Annotated in this window: 25 protein-coding genes; 8 read left to right on the top strand and 17 right to left on the bottom strand. The window is 60.8% G+C overall.

The features are described 5' to 3' along the window. Window position 1 precedes the first annotated feature (1 nt). Together ACHMXK_RS15290 and ACHMXK_RS15285 are read left to right on the top strand one after the other, a co-directional pair. A complete protein-coding gene (locus ACHMXK_RS15290) occupies window positions 2-1,753 on the top strand; it encodes an AAA family ATPase (RefSeq protein ID WP_397441406.1) in 1,752 nt (583 codons plus the stop codon). Continuing rightward, on the top strand, window positions 1,750-2,607 hold the full coding sequence (locus ACHMXK_RS15285) for a hypothetical protein (RefSeq protein WP_397441405.1): 858 nt from the start codon (window positions 1,750-1,752) through the stop codon (window positions 2,605-2,607). Before ACHMXK_RS15290 ends, ACHMXK_RS15285 begins: the two co-directional genes overlap by 4 nt. 169 nt (window positions 2,608-2,776) lie before the next feature. Here the strand turns inward: ACHMXK_RS15285 and ACHMXK_RS15280 are convergent, their stop codons facing one another. The 11 genes from ACHMXK_RS15280 to ACHMXK_RS15230 form a co-directional block, all read right to left on the bottom strand. Continuing rightward, window positions 2,777-4,246, bottom strand: a complete 1,470-nt coding sequence (locus ACHMXK_RS15280) for a tyrosine-type recombinase/integrase (RefSeq protein ID WP_397441404.1) — start codon at window positions 4,244-4,246, stop codon at window positions 2,777-2,779. A 271-nt stretch (window positions 4,247-4,517) separates the two neighbouring features. Then, window positions 4,518-5,495, bottom strand: coding sequence for a recombination-associated protein RdgC (locus ACHMXK_RS15275; protein ID WP_397441403.1), 978 nt, complete (start codon window positions 5,493-5,495; stop codon window positions 4,518-4,520). A 132-nt stretch (window positions 5,496-5,627) separates the two neighbouring features. Next, window positions 5,628-6,173 (bottom strand): NUDIX hydrolase, encoded by a 546-nt coding sequence (locus ACHMXK_RS15270; protein ID WP_397441402.1) that lies wholly within the window; start codon window positions 6,171-6,173, stop codon window positions 5,628-5,630. Between the two features lie 69 nt (window positions 6,174-6,242). Beyond that, window positions 6,243-7,295 carry a TRAP transporter substrate-binding protein gene (locus ACHMXK_RS15265; protein WP_397441401.1) on the bottom strand — a complete coding sequence of 351 codons (1,053 nt, stop codon included), beginning with the start codon at window positions 7,293-7,295 and terminating at the stop codon, window positions 6,243-6,245. A gap of 76 nt (window positions 7,296-7,371) precedes the next feature. Continuing rightward, a complete protein-coding gene (locus ACHMXK_RS15260; protein ID WP_397441400.1) occupies window positions 7,372-8,691 on the bottom strand; it encodes a TRAP transporter large permease in 1,320 nt (439 codons plus the stop codon). Further along, on the bottom strand, window positions 8,688-9,287 hold the full coding sequence (locus ACHMXK_RS15255) for a TRAP transporter small permease (protein WP_397441399.1): 600 nt from the start codon (window positions 9,285-9,287) through the stop codon (window positions 8,688-8,690). The genes ACHMXK_RS15260 and ACHMXK_RS15255 overlap by 4 nt, the downstream gene beginning before the upstream one ends. An 81-nt stretch (window positions 9,288-9,368) precedes the next feature. Continuing rightward, a complete protein-coding gene (locus ACHMXK_RS15250) occupies window positions 9,369-10,064 on the bottom strand; it encodes a fumarylacetoacetate hydrolase family protein (RefSeq protein WP_397441398.1) in 696 nt (231 codons plus the stop codon). Further along, on the bottom strand, window positions 10,061-11,128 hold the full coding sequence (gene gtdA / locus ACHMXK_RS15245) for a gentisate 1,2-dioxygenase (RefSeq protein ID WP_397441397.1): 1,068 nt from the start codon (window positions 11,126-11,128) through the stop codon (window positions 10,061-10,063). The genes ACHMXK_RS15250 and gtdA overlap by 4 nt, the downstream gene beginning before the upstream one ends. Window positions 11,129-11,150: 22 nt before the next feature. Then, on the bottom strand, window positions 11,151-12,515 hold the full coding sequence (locus ACHMXK_RS15240) for an FAD-dependent oxidoreductase (RefSeq protein ID WP_397441396.1): 1,365 nt from the start codon (window positions 12,513-12,515) through the stop codon (window positions 11,151-11,153). A gap of 166 nt (window positions 12,516-12,681) precedes the next feature. After that, on the bottom strand, window positions 12,682-13,692 hold the full coding sequence (locus tag ACHMXK_RS15235) for a Bug family tripartite tricarboxylate transporter substrate binding protein (protein ID WP_397441395.1): 1,011 nt from the start codon (window positions 13,690-13,692) through the stop codon (window positions 12,682-12,684). Window positions 13,693-13,716: 24 nt separating this feature from the next. Next, window positions 13,717-14,910 carry a 3-hydroxybenzoate 6-monooxygenase gene (locus ACHMXK_RS15230; RefSeq protein ID WP_397441394.1) on the bottom strand — a complete coding sequence of 398 codons (1,194 nt, stop codon included), beginning with the start codon at window positions 14,908-14,910 and terminating at the stop codon, window positions 13,717-13,719. A gap of 131 nt (window positions 14,911-15,041) precedes the next feature. Between ACHMXK_RS15230 and ACHMXK_RS15225 the strand changes: the two genes are divergently transcribed. Next, the gene (locus ACHMXK_RS15225) at window positions 15,042-15,482 is read left to right on the top strand and encodes a MarR family winged helix-turn-helix transcriptional regulator (RefSeq protein ID WP_397441393.1); all 441 of its coding nucleotides are present in this window, start codon (window positions 15,042-15,044) and stop codon (window positions 15,480-15,482) included. A 141-nt stretch (window positions 15,483-15,623) separates the two neighbouring features. Here the strand turns inward: ACHMXK_RS15225 and ACHMXK_RS15220 are convergent, their stop codons facing one another. The 4 genes from ACHMXK_RS15220 to ACHMXK_RS15205 are packed head-to-tail and all read right to left on the bottom strand — an operon-like array spanning window position 15,624 to window position 19,176. Beyond that, entirely contained in the window at window positions 15,624-15,926 is a 303-nt protein-coding gene (locus ACHMXK_RS15220) for an antibiotic biosynthesis monooxygenase family protein (protein ID WP_397441392.1), read from the bottom strand. Between the two features lie 45 nt (window positions 15,927-15,971). Continuing rightward, a complete protein-coding gene (locus tag ACHMXK_RS15215) occupies window positions 15,972-16,295 on the bottom strand; it encodes a 2Fe-2S iron-sulfur cluster-binding protein (protein ID WP_397441391.1) in 324 nt (107 codons plus the stop codon). Between the two features lie 14 nt (window positions 16,296-16,309). Continuing rightward, window positions 16,310-17,794 carry a glutamine synthetase family protein gene (locus ACHMXK_RS15210; protein WP_397441390.1) on the bottom strand — a complete coding sequence of 495 codons (1,485 nt, stop codon included), beginning with the start codon at window positions 17,792-17,794 and terminating at the stop codon, window positions 16,310-16,312. Beyond that, complete coding sequence (locus ACHMXK_RS15205) at window positions 17,791-19,176, bottom strand: Rieske 2Fe-2S domain-containing protein (RefSeq protein WP_397441389.1); 1,386 nt, start codon at window positions 19,174-19,176, stop codon at window positions 17,791-17,793. Before ACHMXK_RS15205 ends, ACHMXK_RS15210 begins: the two co-directional genes overlap by 4 nt. A 62-nt stretch (window positions 19,177-19,238) precedes the next feature. Between ACHMXK_RS15205 and ACHMXK_RS15200 the strand changes: the two genes are divergently transcribed. Genes ACHMXK_RS15200 through ACHMXK_RS15190 form a run of 3 tightly spaced genes read left to right on the top strand, consistent with a single transcriptional unit; the run spans window position 19,239 to window position 20,948 of the window. Then, window positions 19,239-19,961: a GntR family transcriptional regulator gene (locus ACHMXK_RS15200; protein ID WP_397441388.1), complete on the top strand. Its 723-nt coding sequence runs from the start codon at window positions 19,239-19,241 to the stop codon at window positions 19,959-19,961. Window positions 19,962-19,972: 11 nt separating this feature from the next. After that, window positions 19,973-20,653: an AzlC family ABC transporter permease gene (locus ACHMXK_RS15195; RefSeq protein WP_397441387.1), complete on the top strand. Its 681-nt coding sequence runs from the start codon at window positions 19,973-19,975 to the stop codon at window positions 20,651-20,653. Further along, entirely contained in the window at window positions 20,643-20,948 is a 306-nt protein-coding gene (locus ACHMXK_RS15190; protein ID WP_397441386.1) for an AzlD family protein, read from the top strand. The genes ACHMXK_RS15195 and ACHMXK_RS15190 overlap by 11 nt, the downstream gene beginning before the upstream one ends. A gap of 15 nt (window positions 20,949-20,963) precedes the next feature. On the opposite strand, the gene ACHMXK_RS15185 is transcribed toward ACHMXK_RS15190, so the two are convergent. Continuing rightward, window positions 20,964-22,001: an NADP-dependent oxidoreductase gene (locus ACHMXK_RS15185; protein WP_397441385.1), complete on the bottom strand. Its 1,038-nt coding sequence runs from the start codon at window positions 21,999-22,001 to the stop codon at window positions 20,964-20,966. A gap of 278 nt (window positions 22,002-22,279) precedes the next feature. Here ACHMXK_RS15185 and maiA point away from each other — a divergent pair, with 278 nt between their 5' ends. Then, entirely contained in the window at window positions 22,280-22,921 is a 642-nt protein-coding gene (gene maiA, locus ACHMXK_RS15180) for a maleylacetoacetate isomerase (protein ID WP_397441384.1), read from the top strand. A 15-nt stretch (window positions 22,922-22,936) separates the two neighbouring features. Continuing rightward, window positions 22,937-23,746 (top strand): peptidoglycan editing factor PgeF, encoded by an 810-nt coding sequence (pgeF, locus tag ACHMXK_RS15175; protein ID WP_397441383.1) that lies wholly within the window; start codon window positions 22,937-22,939, stop codon window positions 23,744-23,746. On the opposite strand, the gene ACHMXK_RS15170 is transcribed toward pgeF, so the two are convergent. Continuing rightward, complete coding sequence (locus tag ACHMXK_RS15170; RefSeq protein WP_397441382.1) at window positions 23,648-23,986, bottom strand: hypothetical protein; 339 nt, start codon at window positions 23,984-23,986, stop codon at window positions 23,648-23,650. The two genes, pgeF and ACHMXK_RS15170, sit on opposite strands and share 99 nt — an antisense overlap. Between the last annotated feature and the right edge of the window lie 13 nt (window positions 23,987-23,999).

The following is a 23,999-nucleotide window of genomic DNA, read 5'->3' as shown; positions in this document are numbered from 1 at the left end:
TATGCAACTGCAGCGCATCCGCATCCCGGTTTTCCGTAACCTGCGCGAGCTCGACATCACGTTCGATTCGCACTTGCAGCCCACTATGGGCGCACCAGCGGAGGTTCATGCCCAGCCCATCCGCAGCCACGCCCTGATTGGCCAGAACGGCACTGGCAAGTCCAACCTGATTGAGGCGCTGATTACGATCTTCCGCGATGTTGATCTCGACCGCGAAGCCACCCTCAACTACACGCTGGAGTACCGCATTCGCGGTCATGGCGTGCGCATCGAGGCCGATACCGCCAAGCAAAAACGCCCGTATGTGTGGGTGGATGGAAAAACCGAGTCTCAGGGATATTTGCTGAAAAACCGCGAGCTGTTGCCCTCACACATCTTTGCCTATTACTCGGGCCGCAACGAGCGCATGGAAACGCTGTTTCAGGAGCACCAGCGCCGCTTTAACCGTCGGCAAGAAATCACCGCCGAGGAGGTGTTGCCCGCCCATTTGCTGGAAGGCTTCACCGGCAGCGAGGCCGATATCCGCGCCGTAACGGAGGCCCGAAATCGCGAAGACAGCAAGTTACGCCAGTTCGGCGACGACCGCTTGCGCCGCCTGTTTTATTGCCGTGGCGGGCACAGTCAGTTGGTTCTGCTGGCTTGTTTATTGTCGGATGACCCGGTTTTCCAGAAGGTGTTGAAGAACCTACACATCGAGTCGCTGGAGTCCGCGCTGTTTGTGTTGAAGGAGCCGCACCGCCTGCGCGAAAAACGCAAAGGCGGAAAGTTCGACGAGAACGAGCTCAACGAGGGCGACCCGCGCTTTTGGTATGCGCGTGGCAATGTGGTGAGTGAATTCCTCGACAAGCTTTGGCAAGTGGCCTGGGCACCGATTGAGCAGGAAGTCACCAAGCAAATCGACTTCCGTGGCCGCAGCGAGAAACAGAAGCAGCTCTATCTGTTTGTGCCGAGCCAGGACAAGCTCAAGCAACTGGGCGAGTTGGTGGGCGGTACCGACAGCTTTTTCCGTTACGCCGAGGGCGCCTATATCGGCGATCTGATCGACGAAGTGCGCATCATCGTCAAGAAGCGTGATGAGCACGGCGGTAAGGTGAGCTTCACCCAGCTTTCAGAAGGCGAACTGCAAATGCTCACCGTGCTGGGTCTGATGCGAATCACCCGCGAAGACCATTGCCTGTTCCTGCTCGACGAGCCGGACACGCACCTGAACCCAATCTGGAAGCTGCGCTACTTCGACGACATCGAAGGCGTGCTGACATCGGATGATGGCGCGCAGGCGCAGGGTGAATCGCAAATTCTCATCACCACTCACGACCCGATGATGGTGGGGAGCCTCAAGCGCGAGCAGGTGCACATCCTGCGCCGTGATGGCAACCGCTCCGTGGTGGACTCTCCTGATGAACATCCGCAAGGCATGGGCGTGACTGGGCTGCTTAAAAGCGAGCTGTTTGGCTTGTCATCCACGTTAGACATCGAAACCGAGCGCCGCCTGTTCCGGCGCAATGAGTTGTTCGTGAAGGCCCCGCGCACTGTTGAAGAAGATGCCGAGCTGACTCGCTTGTCTGCCGAGCTGGCTGACTTGGGCTTTTCGACCGCCGATTTTCGCGATCCCGACTACGCGCTGTTCGTGCGCAAGATGGCGCAGCACCGCCGCTTCCGCAAACCCGTGCTCACGCGGGAGGAACAGGCCGAGCGAGGTGCCATTGCCGATTCCATCATCGATGAAATTCTGCGTGAGGAGGATGCTCAGTGATCTGGATCGACCTTGAAAACAAGCTGCCAACCGATACCAACATCCCAAACTGGGTGCCGTGGACAAAAGCACAGTGGAGCGCCTGGCTGGGGAAGTCTGCGCAATTGGCGGCTGATTTGGCTGCATTGGATGCTGCAGGCCAACGTGACGAGCGTAATGCCCTGATCGACTCAAACAGTGCCCACTGGGGAGCTTTGAAGGAGTGGCTACTGGTCCTGTCGGCAGGTAAGTGCTGGTTTTCGGAAGTCCGCGAGCTGTATTCGCACTACGACGTGGAGCACTTTCGCCCCAAGAAGGAAGCCAAGGCGCTGGATGCCACTGTGCGCGATGGCTATTGGTGGCTGGCTTTCAACTACATGAATTTCCGTGTCTGCGGTAACGTTGGCAACCGCAAGAAAGGCGGCTGGTTTCCGCTCAAGGAGGGCTCACTATGCTCCACGCACGCACAGCCCTGCGAAGAATCGGAATCACGCTACCTGCTTGACCCGATTGATGATGACGATGTGGCCCTGATTGCCTTCGACGAAGAGGGCAAGGTCATCCCAATGCCGGGCATTTCGGCGTGGGAGCAAGAGCGCGTCAATGAGACCGTTAAGCGACTCAAACTGAACGATCACGTGCCGCTGGCTGAGGCACGCCGCAAGGTCTGGCTGCAAGTGGACAAGTTGATCGCAGACTTCACCAACGCGAAAGCCCGCTGCGACGCGGGCAATAACCCGGCAGCCAAAGCCAAGCTGATTCAAGTTCGGGCTCGCGTGCGCGAGATGACGAGCCCAGCAGCAGAACTGTCGGCTGTTGCTCGGTGGTGCTTGCTGTTACGCAATGACCCGCAACTTTCACGACTGGTGGGATGAGGGCAGGTAGCCAGAGGCCGAGGTTCACGCGATAGACGCCGTTTGAATTTCAGGCATTTCCGACTGCAAAATTCGTGAGCTGGTTACCCAATTAAATTCAAGCTTATCAAGCTTATCAAGCTTCCTGGTTCCGCCGGAGCTGAGAGACCGTAACCTTGGCATCCGTCAGTTACCGGGAGGTCGCAGCCGCCGGTTCTTCGCCAGAGTCAGAGGAGGTTGCCGCGAAAATGATTTCCAAGTTCTCTCCTAGGCGCGACCATGCGTCACGCGTTTCTTCAAAGTAATCGTGATGTAAATAGTGCCGACGGACATGACTACCCTCCAAGACGTGATTCTGGCAACGATCAATGACATCAAGTGAAATCTTGAGCGCTTGCATCATGGTCGATCCTGTCCTGCGCATGTCATGTGGTGTCCATTCACCATTTTTCCCTTTGCCGAGTACAAGGCTGTCGTCATTGCGCCGGTTTTTCAGAGGACCGCTTCGGGATTTGAACTGTGTTTGTCGATCGCCGATCTGTTTTGACACGGATTTGACACAGACATGCGTGGCCTCGTCATTTCTAGATGGAAAACAAAATGGCGTGTTACCAGTTAGCTCATGCAACTCTTTGAATTTCTCAAGCGCATATCGAGATAGCGATATGCGGTGAGATTTTTTCTTGCCGAGTTTGCCCTTGACGTTTTCGATGGGTATATGCCATTGACCACTTTCCAGGTCAACATTTTCCCACTTGGACATTAGCAATTCACCAATACGACAAAGCGTTGAGAGACAAAGCCAGATGGCAATTTGGCTTTCCTTCTTTAGTGGGCGGGCGACTTCGTACTTGCTTCCGACGGGAGCTTGGGCATAGGTCCGCTCCATTTCCTCGAAGATGCTTCTAAGCTCCCTCAATTCATCTGTGGATAGAAGTCGATCCCGTTCCCCGGTTAGGTCATAGTCTGGCGAAACAATTTTTTCTATTTCCAGAAGATTCGCAGGGTTTTCTTCTGTCATCAGTTGGCGCCAGGGTTTGCGCTCTTCGGCCCAATCAAATAGCTGGACGATGTCGTGATATACCCGAACGGCCATCCGGTTAACGCCACGACTGACAATGGCGCGAAGCAGAGCGCGTAGATCGTGTTCGGTAATTGAGGCCACCGGCTTTGATCCAATAGCCGGTAGGACATCTTTACTGAAAGATCGGATGATCTCTGCATTGCCATCTTTTCGGACTACGCCGTCCTTCAGCCAAGCTTCGAACATGGCCGAGAAGGAAAGGTTGTCGATAAGCTTTTGTTCGGCTTCGGCAATAGTGGCTTCAACCTCGGCTTGCCGCTCTATGCGTTCGGCTTTCTTGTGGTCGTTGGGGTTGATTCCAGCCTTGATCAGTTCACGTGCTTTGTCACGGTTGGCCCGGATTGCCTCCATAGTCAGCGTCGGCCATGTGCCGCACTGATGCCATGCCACCTTTTTGTCCCGCTTGAATGCGTACTTGAAGCGGACGGAAACCACACTGGACTCGACTGCGACCCGGACCTCGCCACTTAGGCCATCGCCATCACTGAGGGTGTCTCCACGCCAATCAGGCGATATGGATTTGAGCTCCAGTTGAGTCCATTTTTTGCCCTTGCCTGATTTGGGGTAGCGCGTCATGTAGTCTTTCAGTAGTCTTTGAGGGGTAAACCAAGGGGTAAACCGATGATTCCCTCTTGTCGTACTGAATTGTATGTTGTTGTCCGATATTATTTTGTAAGTCGTTGATTTTATTGATTATTTGTCTTGCGGGGATGTGCAAAGAAAGTCAAGGAAATATATGCTTAATTGGATGGGGTGCAAGGGGTAGAAGGTTCGAATCCTTTCACACCGACCATAACGACAATCAAAAGCCGGTGAGTATTTGCTCACCGGCTTTTTGTTGCCGTGTTTAAACGGCGGCGAGACCGGCTGCTGCAGCCTCTGTTGGCAGCGCGGACGCATCGCCGGACAGTTCTCCGCCCAGGGCTTCCAGCAGGTCCGGGATCAAGGCCGACAGCTCGCCTGTCACGATGGCGGCATCGGTGTCGAAGCCGTCGTCATCCTTGCCTTTGTCCTGCACGCCATCCAGCACAACATCCAGCAGCTTGAGCTTTTTGACCTGGCCTGCATCCGTGAGCATGAAGGACACGCGATCGTTCCAGGTCATGGCCAGTTGTGTGGGTACTTTGCCGGATGCAATGTGCTGCGCCACTTCGTCAATTTCCAGCGTGTGGCGCGAATAACGGACCGTTGACTTCTGGTCGTCAGGCATCTTGAGTTCGCAGTCACGGTCGACCGTGAAGCCGACGGGTGCTTCGCGACTCGACAGCCAGTGCGCCATGGCGGTGGCCGCTGCCATCGTTGTTTGTACGGGTTTGACCTGGATGCCGGGCCTGGAGCCTGGGACCTCGCTGAGGGCTTCGATCAGGTGGCTCACGACTTTGTCGGCCCCCGTGAGGCTGCCGGAGTCCACCACCAGAAATTTGTGGACAGGGTCTATCCACAAGGTTGTGGCCGAACGTTTGGTGAAGGCGCGCGGCAGGAGATCAAGAATGGCTTCTTCCTTGAACTCCTTCTTGATTTTGGAACCCACACGTTCACGACCGGTTTCCTGTTTGTATTTTTCAATGCGCTCCTCCACGGCGGCCTTGACGGCCGAAGCCGGCAGAGGCCGGCGTTCGCTGCAGAGCTTCACAATCACCTGGCCGCCTACGCTTTCAACGAGGACCGTGCTTTTGTTGCCGCGCGGGGCGACCCAGCCGCTGGACTCGGCCTGGGTGGCGCCGCAAGGCATGAAGCGGGCCGCCTGGAGGACTTCCTCCAGCGCTTCGAGTGGAGGGAGGACGAAGTCGTCGGCGATGCGGAAAATAGACGCGGTTTTGAACATGAAATTCCGGGGTATGGGATGGGGAAAACACAAGAGGCAGGCGGCTGCCTCTGTCGAGGGGCCGGGGATGGCAAATTTTAGGTGACGCCAGTCGTGTGAACTGCACTTGCTTACATTGAGGCAAGGCCTTTATTAGCTGATATCCAGCACGTGAATGCCATAGCTGCCTTTGCGCCTGTCGTCAAAGTAGCGCTCCAGCGTGGCCTTCACGGTTTTGAAGGCAATTTCTTCCCAGGGGATTTCAGCCTCGGTGAACAACCTCGCTTCAATGGTTTCGTGGCCGGGATTGAATTGGTCGCTGAGCAGCCGAGCCCGGTAAAACAGATGCACCTGACCAACACGCTCGACGTTGAGGACGCTGAACAAGTCCTCCATTTCAAACTGCGCACCGGCCTCTTCATCGGTTTCTCGTGCCGCGCCTTGCGCGGTGGTTTCGTTCAACTCCATGAAGCCGGCGGGCAAAGTCCATTTGCCCCAACGCGGCTCAATGTTGCGCTTGCACAGCAACACACGGTCGCCGAGGTGTGGTACGGTGCCGACGACGTTGAGCGGGTTTTCGTAGTGAATGGTGCCGCAGGCCGGGCAGACTGCGCGCTCCTTGGTGTCGCCATCGTCGGGCACCCGATAGAGCACGGCGGTGCCGCAGTTTTTGCAATGTTTGATGGGGCTGCGGTACATGGCTCAAGTGTAATTTGAAAGCAAAAAGGGCTCCGTCTGGAGCCCTTTTCTGGGGGGGGGGGGCCTGAATCAAGCCTTGGTGGCTTTGGTGTGTTTCTCGATCAGGCCGCGTGCGGTCTCCAGCAGTTTCTTGCCGTCGAAACCGCGTTTGTTCATGTCTTCCACCCATTCGACTTCCACGGTACGTGACTTGCGGCGGAACTCCTGGGCTTCGGCCGCGCTGACGGTGTAAATCGTGTTGCCACGGTCGCTGGCTGTTTTGCGGCCCGGAACGTCGTTGCCCTGCTGCACCTTGCCCAGCCAGGCCGAGGTGGCCATGCCGGAGTTGTTGTCGATGATTTTCTTCAGGTCCGGTGCCAGTGAGTTGTACTTGGCCTTGTTCATGGCCATCACGAAGGTTGTGGTGTACAGGCTGCCACCGGCGGGATCAAACTCGGCGTGGAACTTGGTGAGTTCGTTGACCTTGACCGAGGGCACGACTTCCCACGGAATCACGCAGCCATTGATGGTGCCTTTGCTCAAGGCGTCTGGAATGCTTGGCAGGGGCATGCCCACCGGGATGGCGCCGAGTATGCCCATTAGCTTGGTGACCTGGCGCGTGGGCGCACGCATCTTGAGGCCGCGCATCTCGGCAATCGACTTGACCGGTTTGTCAACGGTGTGAATCACGCCGGGGCCATGCACGTGCAGTGCAAGAACCTGGGTGTCCTTGAACTCGTCGGCAGCCATGGTTTGCACGTATTCCCAATAGGCTTTGGACGTGGCTTCCGCATTGGACATCATGAACGGCAGCTCAAACACCTCGATGCGCGGGAAACGTCCGGCGGTGTTGCCTGGCAAGGTCCAGACCACGTCGACCACGCCGTCCTTGGCCTGATCGTAAAGTTGCACCGGTGTGCCGCCCAGCTGCATGGCGGGATAACCTTCGAACTTGATGCGGCCACCCGATTCTTTTTCGATCTTTTCCATCCACGGTTTGTGCATGCCCAGCCAGACGTTGGACGAGGGCGACATGAAGGTGTGAAACTTCAGGGTCACGGCCTGCTGGGCCAAGCCGGACAGGGCGGGTGCGCCCAGCGCGGCCACGGCGCCGGTTTTGAGAAGAGTGCGTCGCTGAATCATGTGTGTCTCCGATATAGGTGGTGTGAAATTAAAGCAGGCAGACCGGTTTGTGAACCCGTGATTGCCCTGAGTCCATCTAGCTGATGTACTTGACCAGCCAGAGCGAGATGCCGGGAAAAAACAGCAGCAGCGTCGTGCGCAGGGTGTCGCTGATCAGGAAGGGCAGCACACCGCGGTAGCTTTCGGCGATCGGCACGTCTTTGGCCATGCCGTTGACGACATAGACGTTGAGCCCGACCGGCGGCGCCAGCAGGCCAAAACCGACGGTCATCAGCACCATGATGCCAAACCAGATGGCCACGGACTCCTTGGGCATGCCGAAATCAAGCCCCATCACCATGGGGAAGAAAATCGGTATGGTCAGGAGCAGCATGGACAGCTCGTCCATGACCGCACCCAGCACCACATAAAACAGCAGAATCGCCGTCACGACCATCAAGGGGGACAAGCCCCAGCTTCCGACCACGGCCGCCAGCTGGTTGGGCACCTGGGTCAGGGCCAGTGCCGAGTTCATCAGGTCGGCGCCTATGAAGATCAGGAAAATCATGGCCGAGCTTTCTGCCGTGGCATAAAAGCACTGGATGAACTTGGCCCAGGTCAGCTCGCGCTTGAGCAGCGCCGCGATAAAGGTGGCAGCCGCTCCCACGGCTGCGCCTTCGGTCGGCGTGAAATAACCGGCATAAATGCCGCCGAACACCAGCAGGAAAATGATGGCGATAGGCACGACGGCGAGCGCAGAGCGTAGCGTGACCCGCGCGCTGTCGAGCCGAACCTCGGGCGCGTGGCCAGGAACCACACGCACATAAATCGCAATCGCCGCGATGTAACCGAACATGGCGATCAGGCCGGGCACCATGGCGGCAGCAAACAGCTTGGCAATGTTCTGCTCGGTCAGGATGGCATAAATGACGAGGGGCACCGACGGGGGAATCAGGATGCCCAGCGTCCCGCCAGCGGCCAGAGTCGCCGTGGACAGGCGTCCGGAATAACCGTGGCGTTTCATCTCCGGCAGCGCCACGCTGGTGATGGTGGCCGCGGTCGCGACGGAAGAGCCGCAGATCGCGCCAAAAGCGGCGCTGGCCAAGACGGCTGCCATGGCCAGACCACCCTTGAAATGGCGCATCACACTGGCGGCAAACTGGAACAGCGCCTTGCTGATGCCGCCTTGTGTCGCAAAATGCCCCATCAGAATGAACAAGGGAATGACGGACAGGTCGTAGCTGGCAAAACGGGCGAAGGCCTGGGTGTTGAGGAAGCTGGCAAAAGGCGACCAGCCGGTTTGCATCACATAACCTATGCCGCCTGCCGCGAACATGGCCACCGCGATGGGCGCCCGCAGGGCCATCAGGACCAGCATGATGCCAAAAATGGTCAGGGCCAAAGTGATGGAGCTCATGCCTGTGCTCCCGCGGTATCGCCAAAACCAAGCAGGCTCTGATGCAGGCCAATGAGTGCTGTCAGCACAAAGGGCGGCACCATGATCAGGTAGGTCACCCATTCAGGGAAACCAAGAATTTGTGTTTCGGAATGCGTGGCATAAGAGTTGAGGCCGCCCAGCGCTGTGCGCCAGGCCAGGACCGCAAACAGGATGGCCAACAACAAGGCGCCAAAACGATCCAGCTTGGCGTTGCTCGCCTCGCTGAGCCGGGTCGTGAAAAAGTCAACGATGATGTTGCCGCGCTGGAGCTGGCAAAAAGGCATGAACAAGGCGATGGCCGCGCCTGCGGCGACACCTGTGAGTTCAAAGTCACCCACCAGTGTCGCGCCGGTGGTGTTGCGGCCTATCAGGCTGACGCAGGTCATCAGGGTGATCCCCGTGAGCAGCAGTCCGGCCAGGATGGCGCACAACTTCGCAAGGTTTTGCAGAATTTTCAAACGGGTCTCCAGGGGGCAGTCGGGCTTGCAGGTCGGGGCATGAAAAAATGCCGCAGGGATGTCCTGCGGCGTTTTGAATTCGGGCTGATTATCCGAGTCCACGTGTTGTCCGGGCATGCGGGATACCCGAGGTGGCTCGGGTATTTGCGCGATGAATGGAGCGACTGTGCGAAAAGCGCGCAATCGCTCCAGGGGGCATCAGGCCACTTTGACGGTCAGCGTGCCCAGGCCCTTGACTTCACCGACCATGGTGTCGCCGGACACCACAGCCGCCACACCTTCGGGCGTGCCGGTGTAGATCAGGTCGCCGGGTTGCAGCTCCCAGGCCACGGACAGATGTTCAATCGTTTCGGCGATGTTCCAGATCAGTTTGGCCACCGTGCTGCGCTGGCGGTCGACTCCGTTGACCTGCAGGTACAACTCGGCGTTGGCGACATCGCCGGCCTGGGCCGCGGGTGTGATGGGGCCGATCGGGGCGGAGTGGTCATAAGCCTTGCCGATACACCAGGGGCGGCCCTGTTTTTTCATCTCGCCCTGCAAGTCGCGGCGAGTCATGTCCAGGCCCACGGCGTAGCCATAGATGTGTTTGAACGCATCGGCGGCCTTGATGTTTTTGCCGCCCGTGCCAATCGCCACCACCAGTTCAATTTCGTGGTGCAGGTTTTTGGTCAGGCTGGGGTAGGGGATGGTCCCGGTCTGGCCGGCATCCACCACCACCACGGCGTCGGCGGGCTTCAGAAAGAAAAACGGCGGCTCACGGCCGGTGAAACCCATCTCCTTGGCGTGTTCTTCGTAGTTGCGGCCCACGCAATACACGCGGTGCACAGGAAAACGCTCGGTGCTGCCCACAACGGGGACCGACACGGGGGCGGGTGGGGTAAAAACAAAACTCATGACAACCTCTCTTCTCTGTGTATGCCCAGGGCCTGATGCACCGGGCGGTCTGAAAAACTGAACAACACACAACCCTGCGCCGAACGCAACTGGGCCGTGTGCCAGGATGGAATCACAAAATGATCGCGCGGGCCGAACGCAAAGACATGTTCTTGCCCCGCATGTTCGATAGACACCGTGCCGTGGCCTTCGACCACGCTGAACACGGCGCCGTCGGTTTGGCGCCAGGGCTGGCCGCTAAAGCCGGCCGGCAGGTGTTGCATGAAAGTGGCCATGGTGGGCATGGGCGAGCCACCGGTGGCCGGGTTCACATAACGCAGCTTGACACCGTCCCAGGCATCCACCGGTGCCTGACGTTCCAGGGTGTACAGCGCTTCGCGGGTGCGGGCGTAGGGATAACTGAAGATGGGCGAGGTCTGGCCAAAGGGCGCGTCGTAACGCACCGGCAACATGTTGGCACCGTAACGCTGGTAACTCGTGCCTTCGGCTTTGGTGACAGGCTGAGAGCGCTCGGTGTTGTTTTCGGCAAAACCCGCATCGAAAAAACGCAGCATGGGAATATCCAGGCCATCCAGCCAGACCACGGGTTCGCCGCTTTCCACCGTTCCTTGGTGGCCATGGTCGTGCCAGGTCCAGCTCGGCGTGATGATGAAGTCACCCGGCGCCATGTGGGTGCGTTCACCGTCCACCGCGGTGTAAGCGCCATGGCCCTCGACGACAAAACGCAGCGCGCTTTGGGTGTGGCGGTGGCTGGGTGCAATTTCACCGGGCAGGATCAATTGCAGGCCGGCGTACAACGATTGGGTGATGGCGGACTGCCCCTGCAGGGCCGGATTTTCCAGGATCAGCACGCGGCGCACGGCTTCTTCGGCGGTGATCAGTTCGCCGGACTGCATCAGGTAAGGACGCACCTGCGCGTACGACCAGAAGGCTGGCACGCAAGGCGTGGTCGGTTGTTGCGGTACCAATGCGTGCAACACCTCCCACAGAGGTGTCATGTGTTGCGCACGGATGGCATCGTAAAAGGCTTTGCGTGCCGTGCCAGGGGGCGTTTTCATGTCCATGGGGGTGTCTCCGGTCACAGGTTCAGCGGTCGAAATAAACACCGTCCTGCAGCAGCGCCTGCTGCAGGCGGGCGATGTTGATGTCGGCAAAGGATGTCCCAGTCTCCAGCAGCGCAGCGGCGGTGCCGGCGGCCTGGCCCATCACAAAACAGCCGCCGCTGGCGCGTGCCGCCGACTGGCCTTCGTGGGCCATGGATGCACAACGTCCCGCCACCAGCAGGTTGCTGACCTCATGGGTCACCAGCATGCGCCAGGGCAGGTCGTTGTAGCCGCGGTTGTCATCGCGCGGAAAGCTCCAGGCAATGGCGCCGTCCACATGCATTTCCATGGGCCAGGCGTTGATGCCGATCACGTCATCAAAACGGGCCGAGGACAAAATGTCTTCGCCGGTGAGCGAATAGGCCCCGCAGATGCGCCGCGTTTCGCGTATGCCGACCTGGGGCGCAATGTCCACGATGGCCGAGGCTTCAAAACCGGGGACCTCGTTTTTGAGAAAACGGAAATATTCGGTGATTTGCCGGCGGCCTTCCAGCTCACCGTCGCTGAGCTGGCGTGCATCGGTCGCGTCCATGGCCTGACCGCTGCTATTCCTGATTTGTGTGACATTGGCGCGCCATTCGCTGGGATTTTTCTGCGGCCTGAGAATCGCCCCCTTGCGTGGAAACTGGTAACGGCCCGGCTCACGCGCCAGGCTTTGGTCCATCAAATCGTTGATGGCCTTGAAGTCGCCAACCGCGGCCAGCGCGCGTTCGGCATCGACATGGCCGACACGGAACATGGTGCTGGGGAACAGGGCGCTGCCCTGGCCGTCGCCCAGCTCAAAAGGCACACCCGCAAAATGGGCCACGTCGGCATCACCCGAGCAGTCGATGAAACGCTGCGCACGAATGGCCTGGCGCCCGGATTTGGTTTCCACCACCAAGGCCTCGATGGCAGAGCCCTTCATCACCACCGCCGCCGCCCAGGCATGAAACAGGATCTGCACACCGCTGGCCAACAACAACTGGTCGGCCGCACATTTGTAGGCGGACACGTCATAAGAGCGCACGCGAATGCGGCCTTGCATGCCGTCCTGCGGCTGGTTCAGCCCGCCCAGCGCATCCAGACGCGCCAGCAACTCGTCCACCACGCCATGCACCACCTGCTGCATCTCGCCATTTTTTTTACCGTACAGGCCGGCAAAATTGGTGACACCACCGGCCGTGCCCATGCCGCCCAGAAAACCGTAACGCTCGACCAACAAGGTACGCGCGCCGCGTTTGGCCGCACTCACACTCGCGGCCAGGCCGGCCGGCCCGCCACCGATCACGACAACGTCGAATTCGCCGTAGACGGGCAGGGTGCGTGCGGGTTCGGTAACGGTGTTCAAGTGGGATGAGGCTGGCATGCGAATCGGTCTAAGGTTGATGGACGAACGGGATACCGCGAACGTAGGTGCTCACGTTATCCCCGCATCTTCAAGCAGGGGCCGCGGAACCGGCTTCGCCGGGCCGCAGGCGCAGCGGCCCCCTCGGGGGGCAGGGAGCTACACGCAGTGAGCGACCGTGGGGGCATCATTCCACTTTGATCCCGCGCATCGCAATGATGCCGCCCATGATGGCGGTCTCGCTGCGCAGGCGGCTGGTCAGGCCTTCGGGCGAGGTGCCCACGGCTTGCCAGCCCTGGTTGAACAGTTTCTGGCGCGTGTCGTTGTCGCGGATGATTTTCGGCACTTCCTGGGCCAGGCGGGTTTGTGCGGCCTTGGAGAGTTTGGCCGGGCCGATCAGGGCAGTCCAGACTTCCAGGTTGAAGTTGCGCACTTCGGCCTCAGCCAGCGGTGGGATGTCGGTGGCCAGCGCGCTACGCCCGCTGGTCAGTCCAATCGCCTTGAGTTTGCCGGCCCTGATTTGTGGCAAGGCGATGCCGGGCGGCACCAGCGCCATCTGGATCTGGCCGCCCAGCAGCGCGGTGATGACTTGCGGGTTGCCCTGATAAGGCACGTGTACGGCGGCCAAGTTGCCGGCCTTGGTCTTGAGCAGTTCCATGCCCAGGTGGCCGACCGAGCCGTTGCCGACCGAGCCGTAGTTCCACTTGTCACCGCCGTTACGCGCTGCGAGGAAGAAATCACTGCCGGAAGGCAGGTTCACCGGAGCGACCAGCACCAGCGGTGCCGTGGCCAGCAGGGAGATGGGGGTAAAGTCTTTCGCCGGGTCGTAAGGCAGCTTGGAATACAGCATCTTGGCCGAGGTCAGGTTGCCGTTGATCACCACGCCCAGGGTGTGATCGTCCGTGGCTTTGGCCACCAGATCGGCCGCGATGTTGCCCGATGCGCCAGGGCGGTTTTCCACAATCACCGGCTGACCCAGCACGCGGGACAGCGGTTCGGCCAGCGTACGTGCGGCCATGTCGGGCGTGGAGCCGCCCGGGAAACCGACCAGGAGTCGGACCGGCCGGGTCGGCCAGCTGGCAGCTGTAGACGATGGTTCTTTGGCAGTCGATTTTTGTGAGTTATTTTGGGCTGTAGCCAGCACGGGTAGTGCGAGAGCAGCTATCAAAAGCGTAGCGTGCGTGAAGGCTTTTTTCATTCGATTCTCCGGGTGGCAAAAGCCCTATTTGAACAGCTTTGAAGGCTCGATTCCGTCGTACATCCACTGCAGCCCGGCAAAGCCGGCGCTCTCGGCGCCACTCTGGAACATCTGGTTGCGCAGCTCGCGTTGCACGCCGGATGCATGGTAAATATCGCCATAAAAACGTGCCGTCAGCTGAACCCGGCCGGTGCGCAAATAGCGGGCCTGTTGGTATTTTTGAAACGCCAGCGGCACATCGCCGCGCGTGAAACGCAAGGCCTCGCGCAACACCACCGCGTCTTCAATCGCCTGGCCCGCGCCTTGGGCCAGGTATTGCAACATCGGGTGGGCCGCGTCGCCGAGCAGGGTCACGCGCCCATCGGTCCAGTTGTTCACCGGTTCGCGATCGCACAACACCCACATCTTCCAGGTCTCTATCTTGCCCAACAGTTCCTTGACCTGCGGACAGGCCTCGGCAAAACGCTCGGTCAGCTCTGCCGTGTCGCCAAAGGTGTTCCAGCCTTCGTCGTATTTGTTGCTGTGAAACACCGCGACCAGGTTGAACAGTTCGCCGCGCCGCAGCGGGTAATGCACCAGATGGGTTTTTTCGCCGCCCCAGAGCACCACGTCGTCGCTCCACAAATGGGCGGGAACGTCTTCGCGCTTGAGCACGGCGCGGTAGGCAATGTGGCCGGACACGCGCGGCTTGCCGTCACCCACCACCACCTCGCGCACCTTGCTCCAGAGTCCGTCCGCGCCTATCAGCGCCGAGCCCTGCAGCACTTCGCCACCGGCCAGGCCAACACGCACGCTGTCCGCCGACTGCTCGAAGGACGCCACTTTGGCATGGGTGCGCAGGGTGATATTCGGCTGGGCCAGGCAGGCATCGAGAAACACCTGGTGCAGGTCCGCGCGGTAAATCACGCCATAAGGAAAACCGTAGGTGGCGCGGGCGGTGTCGCCCAGCGGCACACGCACGATTTTTTCACCGGTGCGTACATCGTTCATGCCCAGGCCGGCCGGGAAGAAAGACACCTTGCTGACCACGTCGGTCAAGCCGAGGTAGGCAAACATCCGGAAAATATTCGGGCCTAACTGTATGCCTGCGCCGATTTCGCCAAAGCTGGCCGCCTGCTCCAGCACGGTCACGGCGTGGCCGTCACGTGCCAGCACCAGGGCGGTGGCCAGGCCGCCTATGCCGCCGCCGACGATCAGGATGGGGTGAGGGAGAGTCACGGTGGATTCGCTGGGTAAGTAAGAAATTTAGAGCTTAATGATAAGTATGCTTATCATTAATGGGCATGGTGAATACCCTGAGCTCCTGCGCGGCAGCCCAATTTTTCATGGACAAGCTCTAAACTTCGCCCATGGTCAAAAGTTTCAATTTCATGGATGCGCCCGGGCACCAGATCCGCCGCGCGCACCAGTTGTCGGTCGCCATTTTCATGGAGGAAACGGCGGCTTATGACGTGACGCCGGTGCAGTTTGCCATCCTCAATGCCTTGATCGATGACCCCGGCGAAGACCAGATCACCTTGTCGGGGCGGGTGGCGTTTGATGCGGCAACCTCGGGCTCGGTGATAGGCCGGCTGGAGGCCAAGGGCTGGGTGCGCCGCGAGGCCGACCCGGACGACAGGCGGCGCAAACTGTTGTGGGTCACCCCCGAAGGTCAACAAGTCGCCCTGCAGATGAAACGTGCCGTCAGCAAGGTGCAGTCGCGCCTGCTGGGACCGCTGGACAGTGCCGAACGCGCCCAGTTGGGGGCCTTGCTGGGCAAGCTGATTGCGGGACACGACGAACTCGCTTGATCGCTTGGAGTGCGCCAGCCGGTCTTTGATTGCTATTGAATAGGTAGCTGCTTGCGCCCGTCCATCTTGGGCTGCAGACCTTTTTTCTTAAGAATTCGGGAAAATCATGGCCAAGATGCTGGCCATGTCCCGCCACTATGCTCAGGCAGACTTGGCCAGCAGCGTGAAATGTTCAACCACAGGCGGGCTCGCAAAAAACGGTCCCACAATCGCGCGCCACTCGGCGAAAGCCGGCGATTCGCGGAAGCCCACGGTGTGGTTTTCCAGCGTTTCCCAGAAAATTTGCAGGATGTAACGCTCCGGGTTTTCAATGCCCTTGTTGACCTTGAAGCCCTGAAAACCCTTGGCGTTTGCAATCACGGTAGTTAATCCGCGCTGGATGGCTTCGTCAAAAGCGGCTTGTTGGCCGGGGGCAATACGGATGTCGGCGAGTTCGAGAATCATGGGTTTCCTTGTATTCCTTGTATGAGGCTGGTTTGAAGGCTCAGCTCAATATTGCGAGGTGGGTAACTCTACCGTCAAACCGTCAAGTGCCGCATTCAGTGTGATCTGGCAACTCAGGCGGCTGTGGGGCGCATGGGGTGTGGCGGTAAACGCGAGCATGGCCCGCTCTTCGCCATCGGCCGCCGGCAACTGGCTGGCGTAGGGTTCACGCACAAACACGTGGCAGGTGGCGCAGGTCAGCAGGCCGCCGCAGTCGGCGGCGATGCCGTTGATGCCGCCGGCCACGGCCGCGTCCATCAGGCTTTTGCCAATTTTGCCTTGGACCGATGTGGACTGGCCGTCAGCGGCTATGAAATTGATAGTGATCATGGAGAAGGTAAAACTCAGATGCGGCTGAAATACTCACGGCGCTGCCAGTCATCCTGGTCGGCGGCCTGCGCGTGGCGGGTGATTTCAGCTTGTTTGATGCGGGTGAGGTAGTTGATGAAGCTGGGGCCAAAGGCTTCCACCAGCACGCTATCGGCTTGCAGCGCGTCCAGCGCTTCGCCCAGGTTGGTCGGGATTTTAGTGCCGGCCTCGCCGTAAGGTGCGTCGGTGGCTTGCGGGGCTTTCAGTTCACGCGTGATGCCGTCGAGTCCGGCGTGGATTTGCGAGGCCAGGTACAGATAGGGGTTGGCCGCGGGTTCACCAATGCGGTTTTCAATCCGTGTGGCGGCATCCTGGCATTGGCCCACCACGCGAAGCATGGCGCCGCGGTTGTCACGTCCCCACAGCACCGCTTGCGGCGCCAGCGCATTCGGCCGGAAGCGGCCAAAACCATTGATGGTCGGTGTGCAAAACACGGCCATGCCGCGTGCATGTTCCAGCAAACCGGCCAAATAATGTTCACCCAGCGCGGACAAGGTGTACTGCGCGTCGGTGGGCTGCGTGCCCGCGGCGGGCGTCTGCCGCTGGAACAGGTTGGCGCCGGTTTGCAGGTCCACCAGCGACTGGTGCAAATGCCAGCCGCTGGACATGATGTTGGGAAACGGCGGGCGGCACATGAAGGTGGCGTGGTAACCCGCGCGGCGCAACGCTTGTTTGACCGCGCTGCGAAACAGCACCATGTTGTCGGCGGCCGTCAAGGCGTCGGTGGCGTCAAACACGGCTTCGACCTGGCTGGGGCCGAGTTCGATTTCCAGCGAATGCAGGGGCAGGCCCAGCGCCTGTGCGGTGCGCTGCACGATGCGCAGCGGCTCTTCGGCCATGTCGAACAAATTTTCAGACAGCAGGTTGTAGCCGGGGTGAATCATGGCCACCTTGGGCGGCAAGCCGGGCCAGGCGGCTTGTTCGGGGTCGAGCTGGTCGTCGGTGCTGTCGTTCGTAATTTTGTAGATGTGAAACTCGATCTCCAGACCACACTTCATGCCGTAACCGGCCTGGGCCAGGCGCGCCAGCGCGCGTTGCAGGATGCGCCGTGTGTCCAGCTCGACCGCCGTGCCGTCCTGCATCCAGGTCTGGCCCTGCACCCAGCCGGTGGCCGGTGCCCAGGGTAATTGTTTGAAGCTGGCCGGGTCGGCCAGCAGTAGCAGGTTGCTGGCGAACTCGAAACCCGGCAGTTCGGCCGTGCCGCCGGCCTCGAAGACCTTGAAGGCGGTGCGGTCCGAGCTGTCTTTCAGCAGCAGGGTGCTGACCAGGCCGACACCGTCCTGCATGGCTTTGACGGCCGCGCCGGCGGTCAGGGTTTTGCCGCGCAGATTGCCGTGCAGGTCGCACCAGGCAAAACGCACCAGCTCGACGCCGCTGGCGGCGATTTGTTGGGCCGTGTGGTCCAGCGCACGCCGGCGCGCGGCGTCGTGGATGCCGCAGTGTTCAGCGAAGCGGCTCATGCCGGCGCGACCTGCTGGTCGGCCTGGGCTTTCCAAGGGGCGTTGGCCTGCTTGATGCGGGCCTGTTCCTGCCACCAGTCCGACCATTCGCCGGCCGGCGCGATGCCGTCCACGGTGTCCGGTCCGGTCATGGCGGCGGACTGGCTGGCGTCGGCGATACCGGGGGCGATACCGCCTTCCTGCACCGTGGCAATCGCCTTGATCAACACACGCCGGTTGACCATGATCACCTTGTCGCTGCTGCCCAGGTGTTCGCGCGTGCGGTCCTGGATGGCGCCCATACTTTCCACCGCCCACTGGTCGTGCACATTGATGTCTTCCTCGCCCATGCCCAGGTAGGTCTGGGTCATTTGTTCGTCGGCGTTAAAACCCCAGTTGTTGTGGCGCCCGGCGTTGGGGATGTAGTCGGGCAGCGAGATGAACTGCTGGCGCTGCGCGCGCATGCTTTCCTTGTCCAGTGGGCCGGCAAAGCTGGTGAAAAAGGAATACCAGTAGGTATGCGTGTCGTCCACCGGCACATGCATTTGGGTGATGGTCATGGTTTCCGACAGCGGGATCACAAAAGTCGCCGGGAAAATCGAGTTGGTCACACGCACGTGGGTGAGCTTGTCGTTCATGGGCCGCAGGGCGGTGAGTTGTATGCCCCAGGGTTTGTTCTCGATGCTGATGTCGGGTTGCGCAAACTCCCGCATGATGCGTGTCATGGGCCACTGCTCGCCGTCAATCACACCCGCGCTGGCGCTGCGGAACTGTTTGCCGGCCGCGTTCTGGCCGATGTCTTCCAGTGCTTCGTCCTGCAGAAAGCGGTGCAGAAAAGACGGATGCGCCGGGTCGATGCCGACCTCAAAAGCCTGCAGCCAGTTGGCGTTCCACAAACCCTTGAAGGCAAAGGTGTGGGTGCCGGGCGCCGTGAAGCAGTCAAAGGCGGGCAGGGGCGGCGGTGTGGAACCTTCGGCGCCCAGCCAGGCGAACAACACGCCGCTTTTCTCCTGCACCGGGTAGCTGCGTTGTTTCACACGTTCACACAACTTGCTGCCTGTGGGTTCGGCCGGTGTTTCCAGGCACTGGCCCTTGACGTCAAATTTCCAGCCATGGAAAGGGCAACGCAGGCCGTCACCTTCCGCGCGGCCAAAAGCCAGGTCGGCGCCACGGTGCGGGCAGTCGCGGTCCAACAAACCGTAGTTGCCCCTGTCATCCTTGAACAGCACAAAATCCTGGCCCATCAGGCGCACGGCCTTGACCGGCCGTTTTTCCATGCGCGGGTCCAGCGCCGGGTCGAACTCGTCCACCAATGCCGCCGGCTGCCAGTAACTGCGCAGCAGCGCGCCGCAAGGCGTGCCGGGGCCGACGCGGGTGATCAATTCGTTTTGTTCTGCATTCATGAGGGACGGGCCTTTTTTTAAAACGGTATACCGAAAGTAATTTTCAGTGTACATTTTGATTTATGAACTTGCAAGAGACGGTGTTGATCCAGTTGCGGGACTTGATCCTGCGTGGCGAATTCGAGCCCGGCCAGCGTCTGGCCGAGCAACAACTGGCCGAGCGGCTGGGGGCCTCGCGCACCCCCGTGCGTGCGGCCTTGGTCACGCTGGAGCAGGAAGGCCTGGTCGAGGCCAACGAGACCGGCAAATACCTGGTGCGCCAATACACGCCGCGCGAAGTGGCCGACGCGATTGCCGTGCGTGGCCATCTGGAAGGCATGGCCGCGCGCCTGGTGGCGGAACACGGCGTGTCGCGGCAGTTGCAGGGTGATTTGCAGGCCTGCCTCGATGAAGGCGACCAGGCCTTGTCGGCCAACCCGCTCAGTTATGAAAACTATGCGGCTTACGCCGTCATGAACGACCGTTTCCACGCGCTGATTCTGGAGGCCTGCGGCAACCGCGCCTTGCAGCGCGCCGTGGCGCTCAACGACAAATTACCTTTCGCGCCGGCCTCGGCCATGTTGCCCATGCAGGGCAAGGTGACGCTGGACCGTGACTGGATGTTGTACGCCCACCGCCAGCACCATATGTTGTTTGCGGCACTCAAGGCCGGCGAAGGGACACGTGCCCAGGCGCTGGCGGTGGAACACACCGAGGTGGCGCAGATGAACATGCGCATGGCCCTGGAACGGCGTGCCGAAACCGAACAGGTCTTGCCTGGCATCCGGCTGGTGGTGGGGCGGTGAACCCTGAGCCGGTGAGCTTCACAGCCGCCGGCATACGCCGCGGCTTTGTGGCGGCCCAGGTGCTGGCGCCTGGTGTGACGCTGTATGCCATGGTGTTCGGCGTGTTGGCCAGCGAACGCGGCATGTCTTGGCTGCAGGCCATGCTGATGAGCGCCGCCGTGTATTCCGGCAGCGCACAACTGGCGGCGCTGCAGGGCTGGACCGCCACCGCCGTGGTCACGCCTGTGATCGTCACCATCCTGGTCATGAATGCGCGTTACGTCTTGTATGGCGCGGCCTTGCAGCCCTGGCTGGCCGGGCTGCCGCGCCACCAGAGCTGGGGCTCGCTGTTTTTCCTGGGCGACGGCAGTTGGGCCATGGCCATGCGTGAATACGAAGCCGGCTACCGCGATGCGGGTTATGTGTTGGGCTCGGGGGTGGCCATGTTTTTGCCCTGGTTGCTGGGCACCTTGGCCGGTCACCTGCTGGCGGGCAGTGTGCCGAATCCGGCGGCTTTCGGACTCGATTTCATGCTGGTCGCCTTTGCCGCGGCCATAGGCATGGTGCTCTGGCGCGACAAGTCCGACCTGTGGCCTATTGCTGCGGCAGGCTTGGCGGCCTTGGTCTTGCACCGGCTGCTGCCGGGTGCCTGGTACATCGTCGGTGCGGGCATCGCCGGTGGTTTGATGGGGGCCTGGCGTTATGGCCGTTGAATCCACTTTTTTATTGGCGCTGGTCGGTATGGCGCTGGCGTCTTTCGCCTGCCGTATCAGTGGTTTTTTGCTGATGGCTTATGTGCCCATCACCCCGCGTGTGGAGGCCGCGCTCAAGGCGATTCCGCTGGCGGTGATGGTCGGCATCGTGACACCGGCCGCAACCTCGGGCAAGTTGCCCGAGGCGCTGGCCTTGCTGGCGGTAGGCCTGGTGATGAAGCTGGTGCGCAACGACCTGGCCGCCGCGGTGGCGGGTGCCGCGACGGTGGGCCTGGTGCGCTGGCTGATGGGGTAAGGGGCTGAGCGCGCTTTATTCCTTGGCGACCTGCAGCACCAGCTTGCCGAAGTTTTCGCCGTTAAACAGCTTGAGCAGGGTTTCTGGAAAAGTCTCCAGCCCGAACACCACGTCTTCCTTGCTTTTCATGCTGCCGGCTTTCAGGTAGCCAGCCATTTCGGCAATCGCCTGTGGGTAACGGTCGGCGTAGTCGAACACCACAATGCCTTCCATACGCGCACGATTCACCAGCAGCGACAGGTAATTGGCCGGTCCCTTGACCGGCGTGGTGTTGTTGTACTGGCTGATGGCGCCGCAGATGATGATGCGGGCGCCGCGTGTGATGCGGGTCAGCACGGTGTCCAGAATCTCGCCGCCCACGTTGTCGAAATAAATGTCCACGCCTTTCGGGCAATGTTCTTTCAGACCGGCTTTCACGTCGCCGGCTTTGTAGTCGATGCAGGCGTCAAACCCCAGCTCCTTGACGACCCAGTCGCATTTGGCCTGGCCGCCGGCAATACCGACGACGCGGCAGCCCTTGAGCTTGGCGATCTGGCCAACGGTCTGGCCGACCGCGCCGGCCGCACCCGATACCACCACGGTTTCGCCGGCCTTGGGCTGGCCCACGTCCATCAGGCCGAAATAACCGGTCATGCCCGGCATGCCCAGCACATTGAGCCACTGGGTGGCCGAGCCGACACGCAGGTCGATCTTGAACATGCCGCTGCGTTTGATCTGCGCCTCGGGGATCAGGCAATATTCCTGCACGTCCAGCCCGGCGTTGACGTGGTCACCGACGGCAAAGGCCGGGTTGTTGGAGGAGATCACCCGGCCTATGCCGCCGGCACGCATGACGGCGCCTATCTCGACCGGCGGGATATAACTTTTACCCTCGTTCATCCAGCCGCGCATGGCCGGGTCCAGCGACAGGTACAGGGTTTTGACCAGCACGCCGCCGGGGCCGGGTTCGGCGACGGGCTCGGTGGTGAAGCTCCAGTTGGCGCGGGTGGCCGGGCCCACAGGTCGGCTGGCCAGGCGAACCTGGTGGTTGCTCAAGCTGGTGATGGTGCTCATGGGGTGTCTCCGGGAAGTGGCTGGCAGGCAAAGGGCCATGGTAGTGGCGGCCGGCCAGCGCGTCAGTCGCGCAGGCGATTGCCAACCCTGCAGCAGGGTGTTCGCTCAAGCAGCGCCGTTGGAAGCGATACGAAATGCGCGACGGTGGAGGTGCATCCAAGCAAGCCAGGGCCGCGGAACCGGCTTTGCCGGGCCGCAGGCGCAGTGGCCCCCTCGGGGGGCAAGGAGCGACACGACGTGCGCGACCGTGGGGGGCCATGTGGTTTATGCTTTGAGTCATGAAACTCTACAACTATTTCCGTTCGTCGGCCTCTTTTCGCGTGCGTATCGCGCTGCAGCTCAAGGGCCTGAGTTATGACTACATGGCCGTGCATATCGCCAAGGGCGAGCACCGCAAAGACGCCTACGCCGCCGTGTCGGCCGACATGCTGGTGCCCATGCTGGAGACCGACGGCGGCGAACGTTTGTCGCAGTCCATGGCCATCATCGAGTACCTGGACGAAACCCATCCGGCCTCGCCGCTGTTGCCGGCCGATGCCCTGGGCCGTGCCAGGGTGCGCGCGCTGGCGCAGTCGATTGCCTGCGAGATCCACCCGCTGAACAACCTGCGCGTGTTGAAATATCTGGTGCGTGAGCTCAAGGTCGACGACGAAGCCAAAAACACCTGGTACCGCCACTGGTGCCGCGAAGGGTTGGAGGCGTTTGAGCGCCAGCTGGCGCAGTTGCCGGCCGCCAAATATTGCTACGGCGATACCCCGACATTGGCCGACTGCTGCCTGGTGCCGCAAATTTTCAACGCCAAACGTTTCGACGTGAACTTCGACGGTCTGCCGCGCACCATGGCCGCCTACGAGGCGTGTATGGCGCTGGAGGCTTTCCAGAAAGCCCAGCCCTCCGCCTGCCCGGACAACGAGGCTTAAACCGAGGCCGCAGTTTTGCACCCCGACTGGCTGATTCCCGACTGGCCCGCCCCCGACGGTGTGCGGGCGCTGTTCACCACGCGCCAGGGCGGGGTGTCGGCTGTGCCATTTGACAGCCTGAACCTGGGCGACCATGTGGGTGATGTGCCGGCACAGGTGGCCGAAAACCGCCGCCTGTTGGGCCAGGCCCTGGGCGCGGCGCCGGTGTTTTTGCAGCAGGTGCACGGCACACAAGTGCTGGCGCTGGACGGCCACACGGCGCAGGGTTTGCCGGCCGACGCCGTGATCACCACGCAGCGCGGCGTGGCCTGCACCATCATGGTGGCCGATTGCCTGCCGGTCTTGTTCAGCACGCTGGACGGCAGCGCCGTTGCCGCGGCCCATGCCGGTTGGCGCGGACTGGCGGGCGTGCGCGGCAGGGGCGTTTTAGAGCAAACTTATGAGTCTTTTTGGGCTCTAGCCCAGGCAGGACGGGCGCAATCAGCTATGGATACCATAGCGTGGCTGGGGCCTTGCATAGGTCCGGCGGCGTTTGAAGTCGGCGCCGAGGTCAGGGCGGCCTTTGTCGACAGTGATGCCGAAGCCGCTTATTGCTTCACGCCGCTGGGCGGCGGCAAATACCTGGCCGACCTGGCCGGTTTGGCCCGCCTGCGTTTGCAGGCCATGGGCATCACCCAGGTGTACGGCAACAACAGCAGCGCGCCCTGGTGCACCGTGGGCAATGCCTCACGATTCTTTTCGCATCGGCGCGACGCCGGTGTCCACGGCAACGGCAACGGCTTCAACACCACCGGCCGCATGGCGGCTTGTATCTGGCTGGCCTGAGTCTGGCGGCTTGGATGCGGATTGAAGCGCGGCGGCTTGGGCGGCTTCTGAGGCTTCACGTGCCTTGATGGCCCGGCGCCTGGCCGGCGTGCGCATCAGGTAAACCACCAATGCCACCGGCCCCAGACCGTAGAGTACAAAGGTGACGATGGCGCCCAGCAAGGTGCCGGTGGTGTTGGTGGCTTCGGCCACACTCATCATGAGCACGACGTAGATCCAGGCAATGACAATCAGGTACATATTACTTTGCGAA

This window comes from Polaromonas sp. UC242_47, from assembly GCF_044452385.1.
In the GTDB taxonomy this organism is placed as follows: domain Bacteria; phylum Pseudomonadota; class Gammaproteobacteria; order Burkholderiales; family Burkholderiaceae_C; genus Polaromonas.
Note: the sequence above shows the minus strand (reverse complement) of the source record. Positions and strands in the feature narration are given on the sequence as shown.

What these genes read in the sequence shown, in the direction of transcription:
- ACHMXK_RS15255 (WP_397441399.1), bottom strand. Translation starts at nt 9,287, where the DNA reads ATGCCCGGACAACACGTGGACTCGGATAATCAGCCCGAATTCAAAACG.
- gtdA (WP_397441397.1), bottom strand. Translation starts at nt 11,128, where the DNA reads ATGGACATGAAAACGCCCCCTGGCACGGCACGCAAAGCCTTTTACGAT.
- ACHMXK_RS15215 (WP_397441391.1), bottom strand. Translation starts at nt 16,295, where the DNA reads ATGATCACTATCAATTTCATAGCCGCTGACGGCCAGTCCACATCGGTC.
- ACHMXK_RS15170 (WP_397441382.1), bottom strand. Translation starts at nt 23,986, where the DNA reads ATGTACCTGATTGTCATTGCCTGGATCTACGTCGTGCTCATGATGAGT.
- ACHMXK_RS15185 (WP_397441385.1), bottom strand. Translation starts at nt 22,001, where the DNA reads ATGAGCACCATCACCAGCTTGAGCAACCACCAGGTTCGCCTGGCCAGC.
- ACHMXK_RS15280 (WP_397441404.1), bottom strand. Translation starts at nt 4,246, where the DNA reads ATGACGCGCTACCCCAAATCAGGCAAGGGCAAAAAATGGACTCAACTG.
- ACHMXK_RS15270 (WP_397441402.1), bottom strand. Translation starts at nt 6,173, where the DNA reads ATGTACCGCAGCCCCATCAAACATTGCAAAAACTGCGGCACCGCCGTG.
- ACHMXK_RS15275 (WP_397441403.1), bottom strand. Translation starts at nt 5,495, where the DNA reads ATGTTCAAAACCGCGTCTATTTTCCGCATCGCCGACGACTTCGTCCTC.
- ACHMXK_RS15210 (WP_397441390.1), bottom strand. Translation starts at nt 17,794, where the DNA reads ATGAGCCGCTTCGCTGAACACTGCGGCATCCACGACGCCGCGCGCCGG.
- ACHMXK_RS15235 (WP_397441395.1), bottom strand. Translation starts at nt 13,692, where the DNA reads ATGAAAAAAGCCTTCACGCACGCTACGCTTTTGATAGCTGCTCTCGCA.
- ACHMXK_RS15190 (WP_397441386.1), top strand. Translation starts at nt 20,643, where the DNA reads ATGGCCGTTGAATCCACTTTTTTATTGGCGCTGGTCGGTATGGCGCTG.
- ACHMXK_RS15250 (WP_397441398.1), bottom strand. Translation starts at nt 10,064, where the DNA reads ATGAGTTTTGTTTTTACCCCACCCGCCCCCGTGTCGGTCCCCGTTGTG.
- ACHMXK_RS15205 (WP_397441389.1), bottom strand. Translation starts at nt 19,176, where the DNA reads ATGAATGCAGAACAAAACGAATTGATCACCCGCGTCGGCCCCGGCACG.
- ACHMXK_RS15225 (WP_397441393.1), top strand. Translation starts at nt 15,042, where the DNA reads ATGGTCAAAAGTTTCAATTTCATGGATGCGCCCGGGCACCAGATCCGC.
- ACHMXK_RS15265 (WP_397441401.1), bottom strand. Translation starts at nt 7,295, where the DNA reads ATGATTCAGCGACGCACTCTTCTCAAAACCGGCGCCGTGGCCGCGCTG.
- ACHMXK_RS15260 (WP_397441400.1), bottom strand. Translation starts at nt 8,691, where the DNA reads ATGAGCTCCATCACTTTGGCCCTGACCATTTTTGGCATCATGCTGGTC.
- ACHMXK_RS15290 (WP_397441406.1), top strand. Translation starts at nt 2, where the DNA reads ATGCAACTGCAGCGCATCCGCATCCCGGTTTTCCGTAACCTGCGCGAG.
- ACHMXK_RS15200 (WP_397441388.1), top strand. Translation starts at nt 19,239, where the DNA reads ATGAACTTGCAAGAGACGGTGTTGATCCAGTTGCGGGACTTGATCCTG.
- ACHMXK_RS15220 (WP_397441392.1), bottom strand. Translation starts at nt 15,926, where the DNA reads ATGATTCTCGAACTCGCCGACATCCGTATTGCCCCCGGCCAACAAGCC.
- maiA (WP_397441384.1), top strand. Translation starts at nt 22,280, where the DNA reads ATGAAACTCTACAACTATTTCCGTTCGTCGGCCTCTTTTCGCGTGCGT.
- ACHMXK_RS15240 (WP_397441396.1), bottom strand. Translation starts at nt 12,515, where the DNA reads ATGCCAGCCTCATCCCACTTGAACACCGTTACCGAACCCGCACGCACC.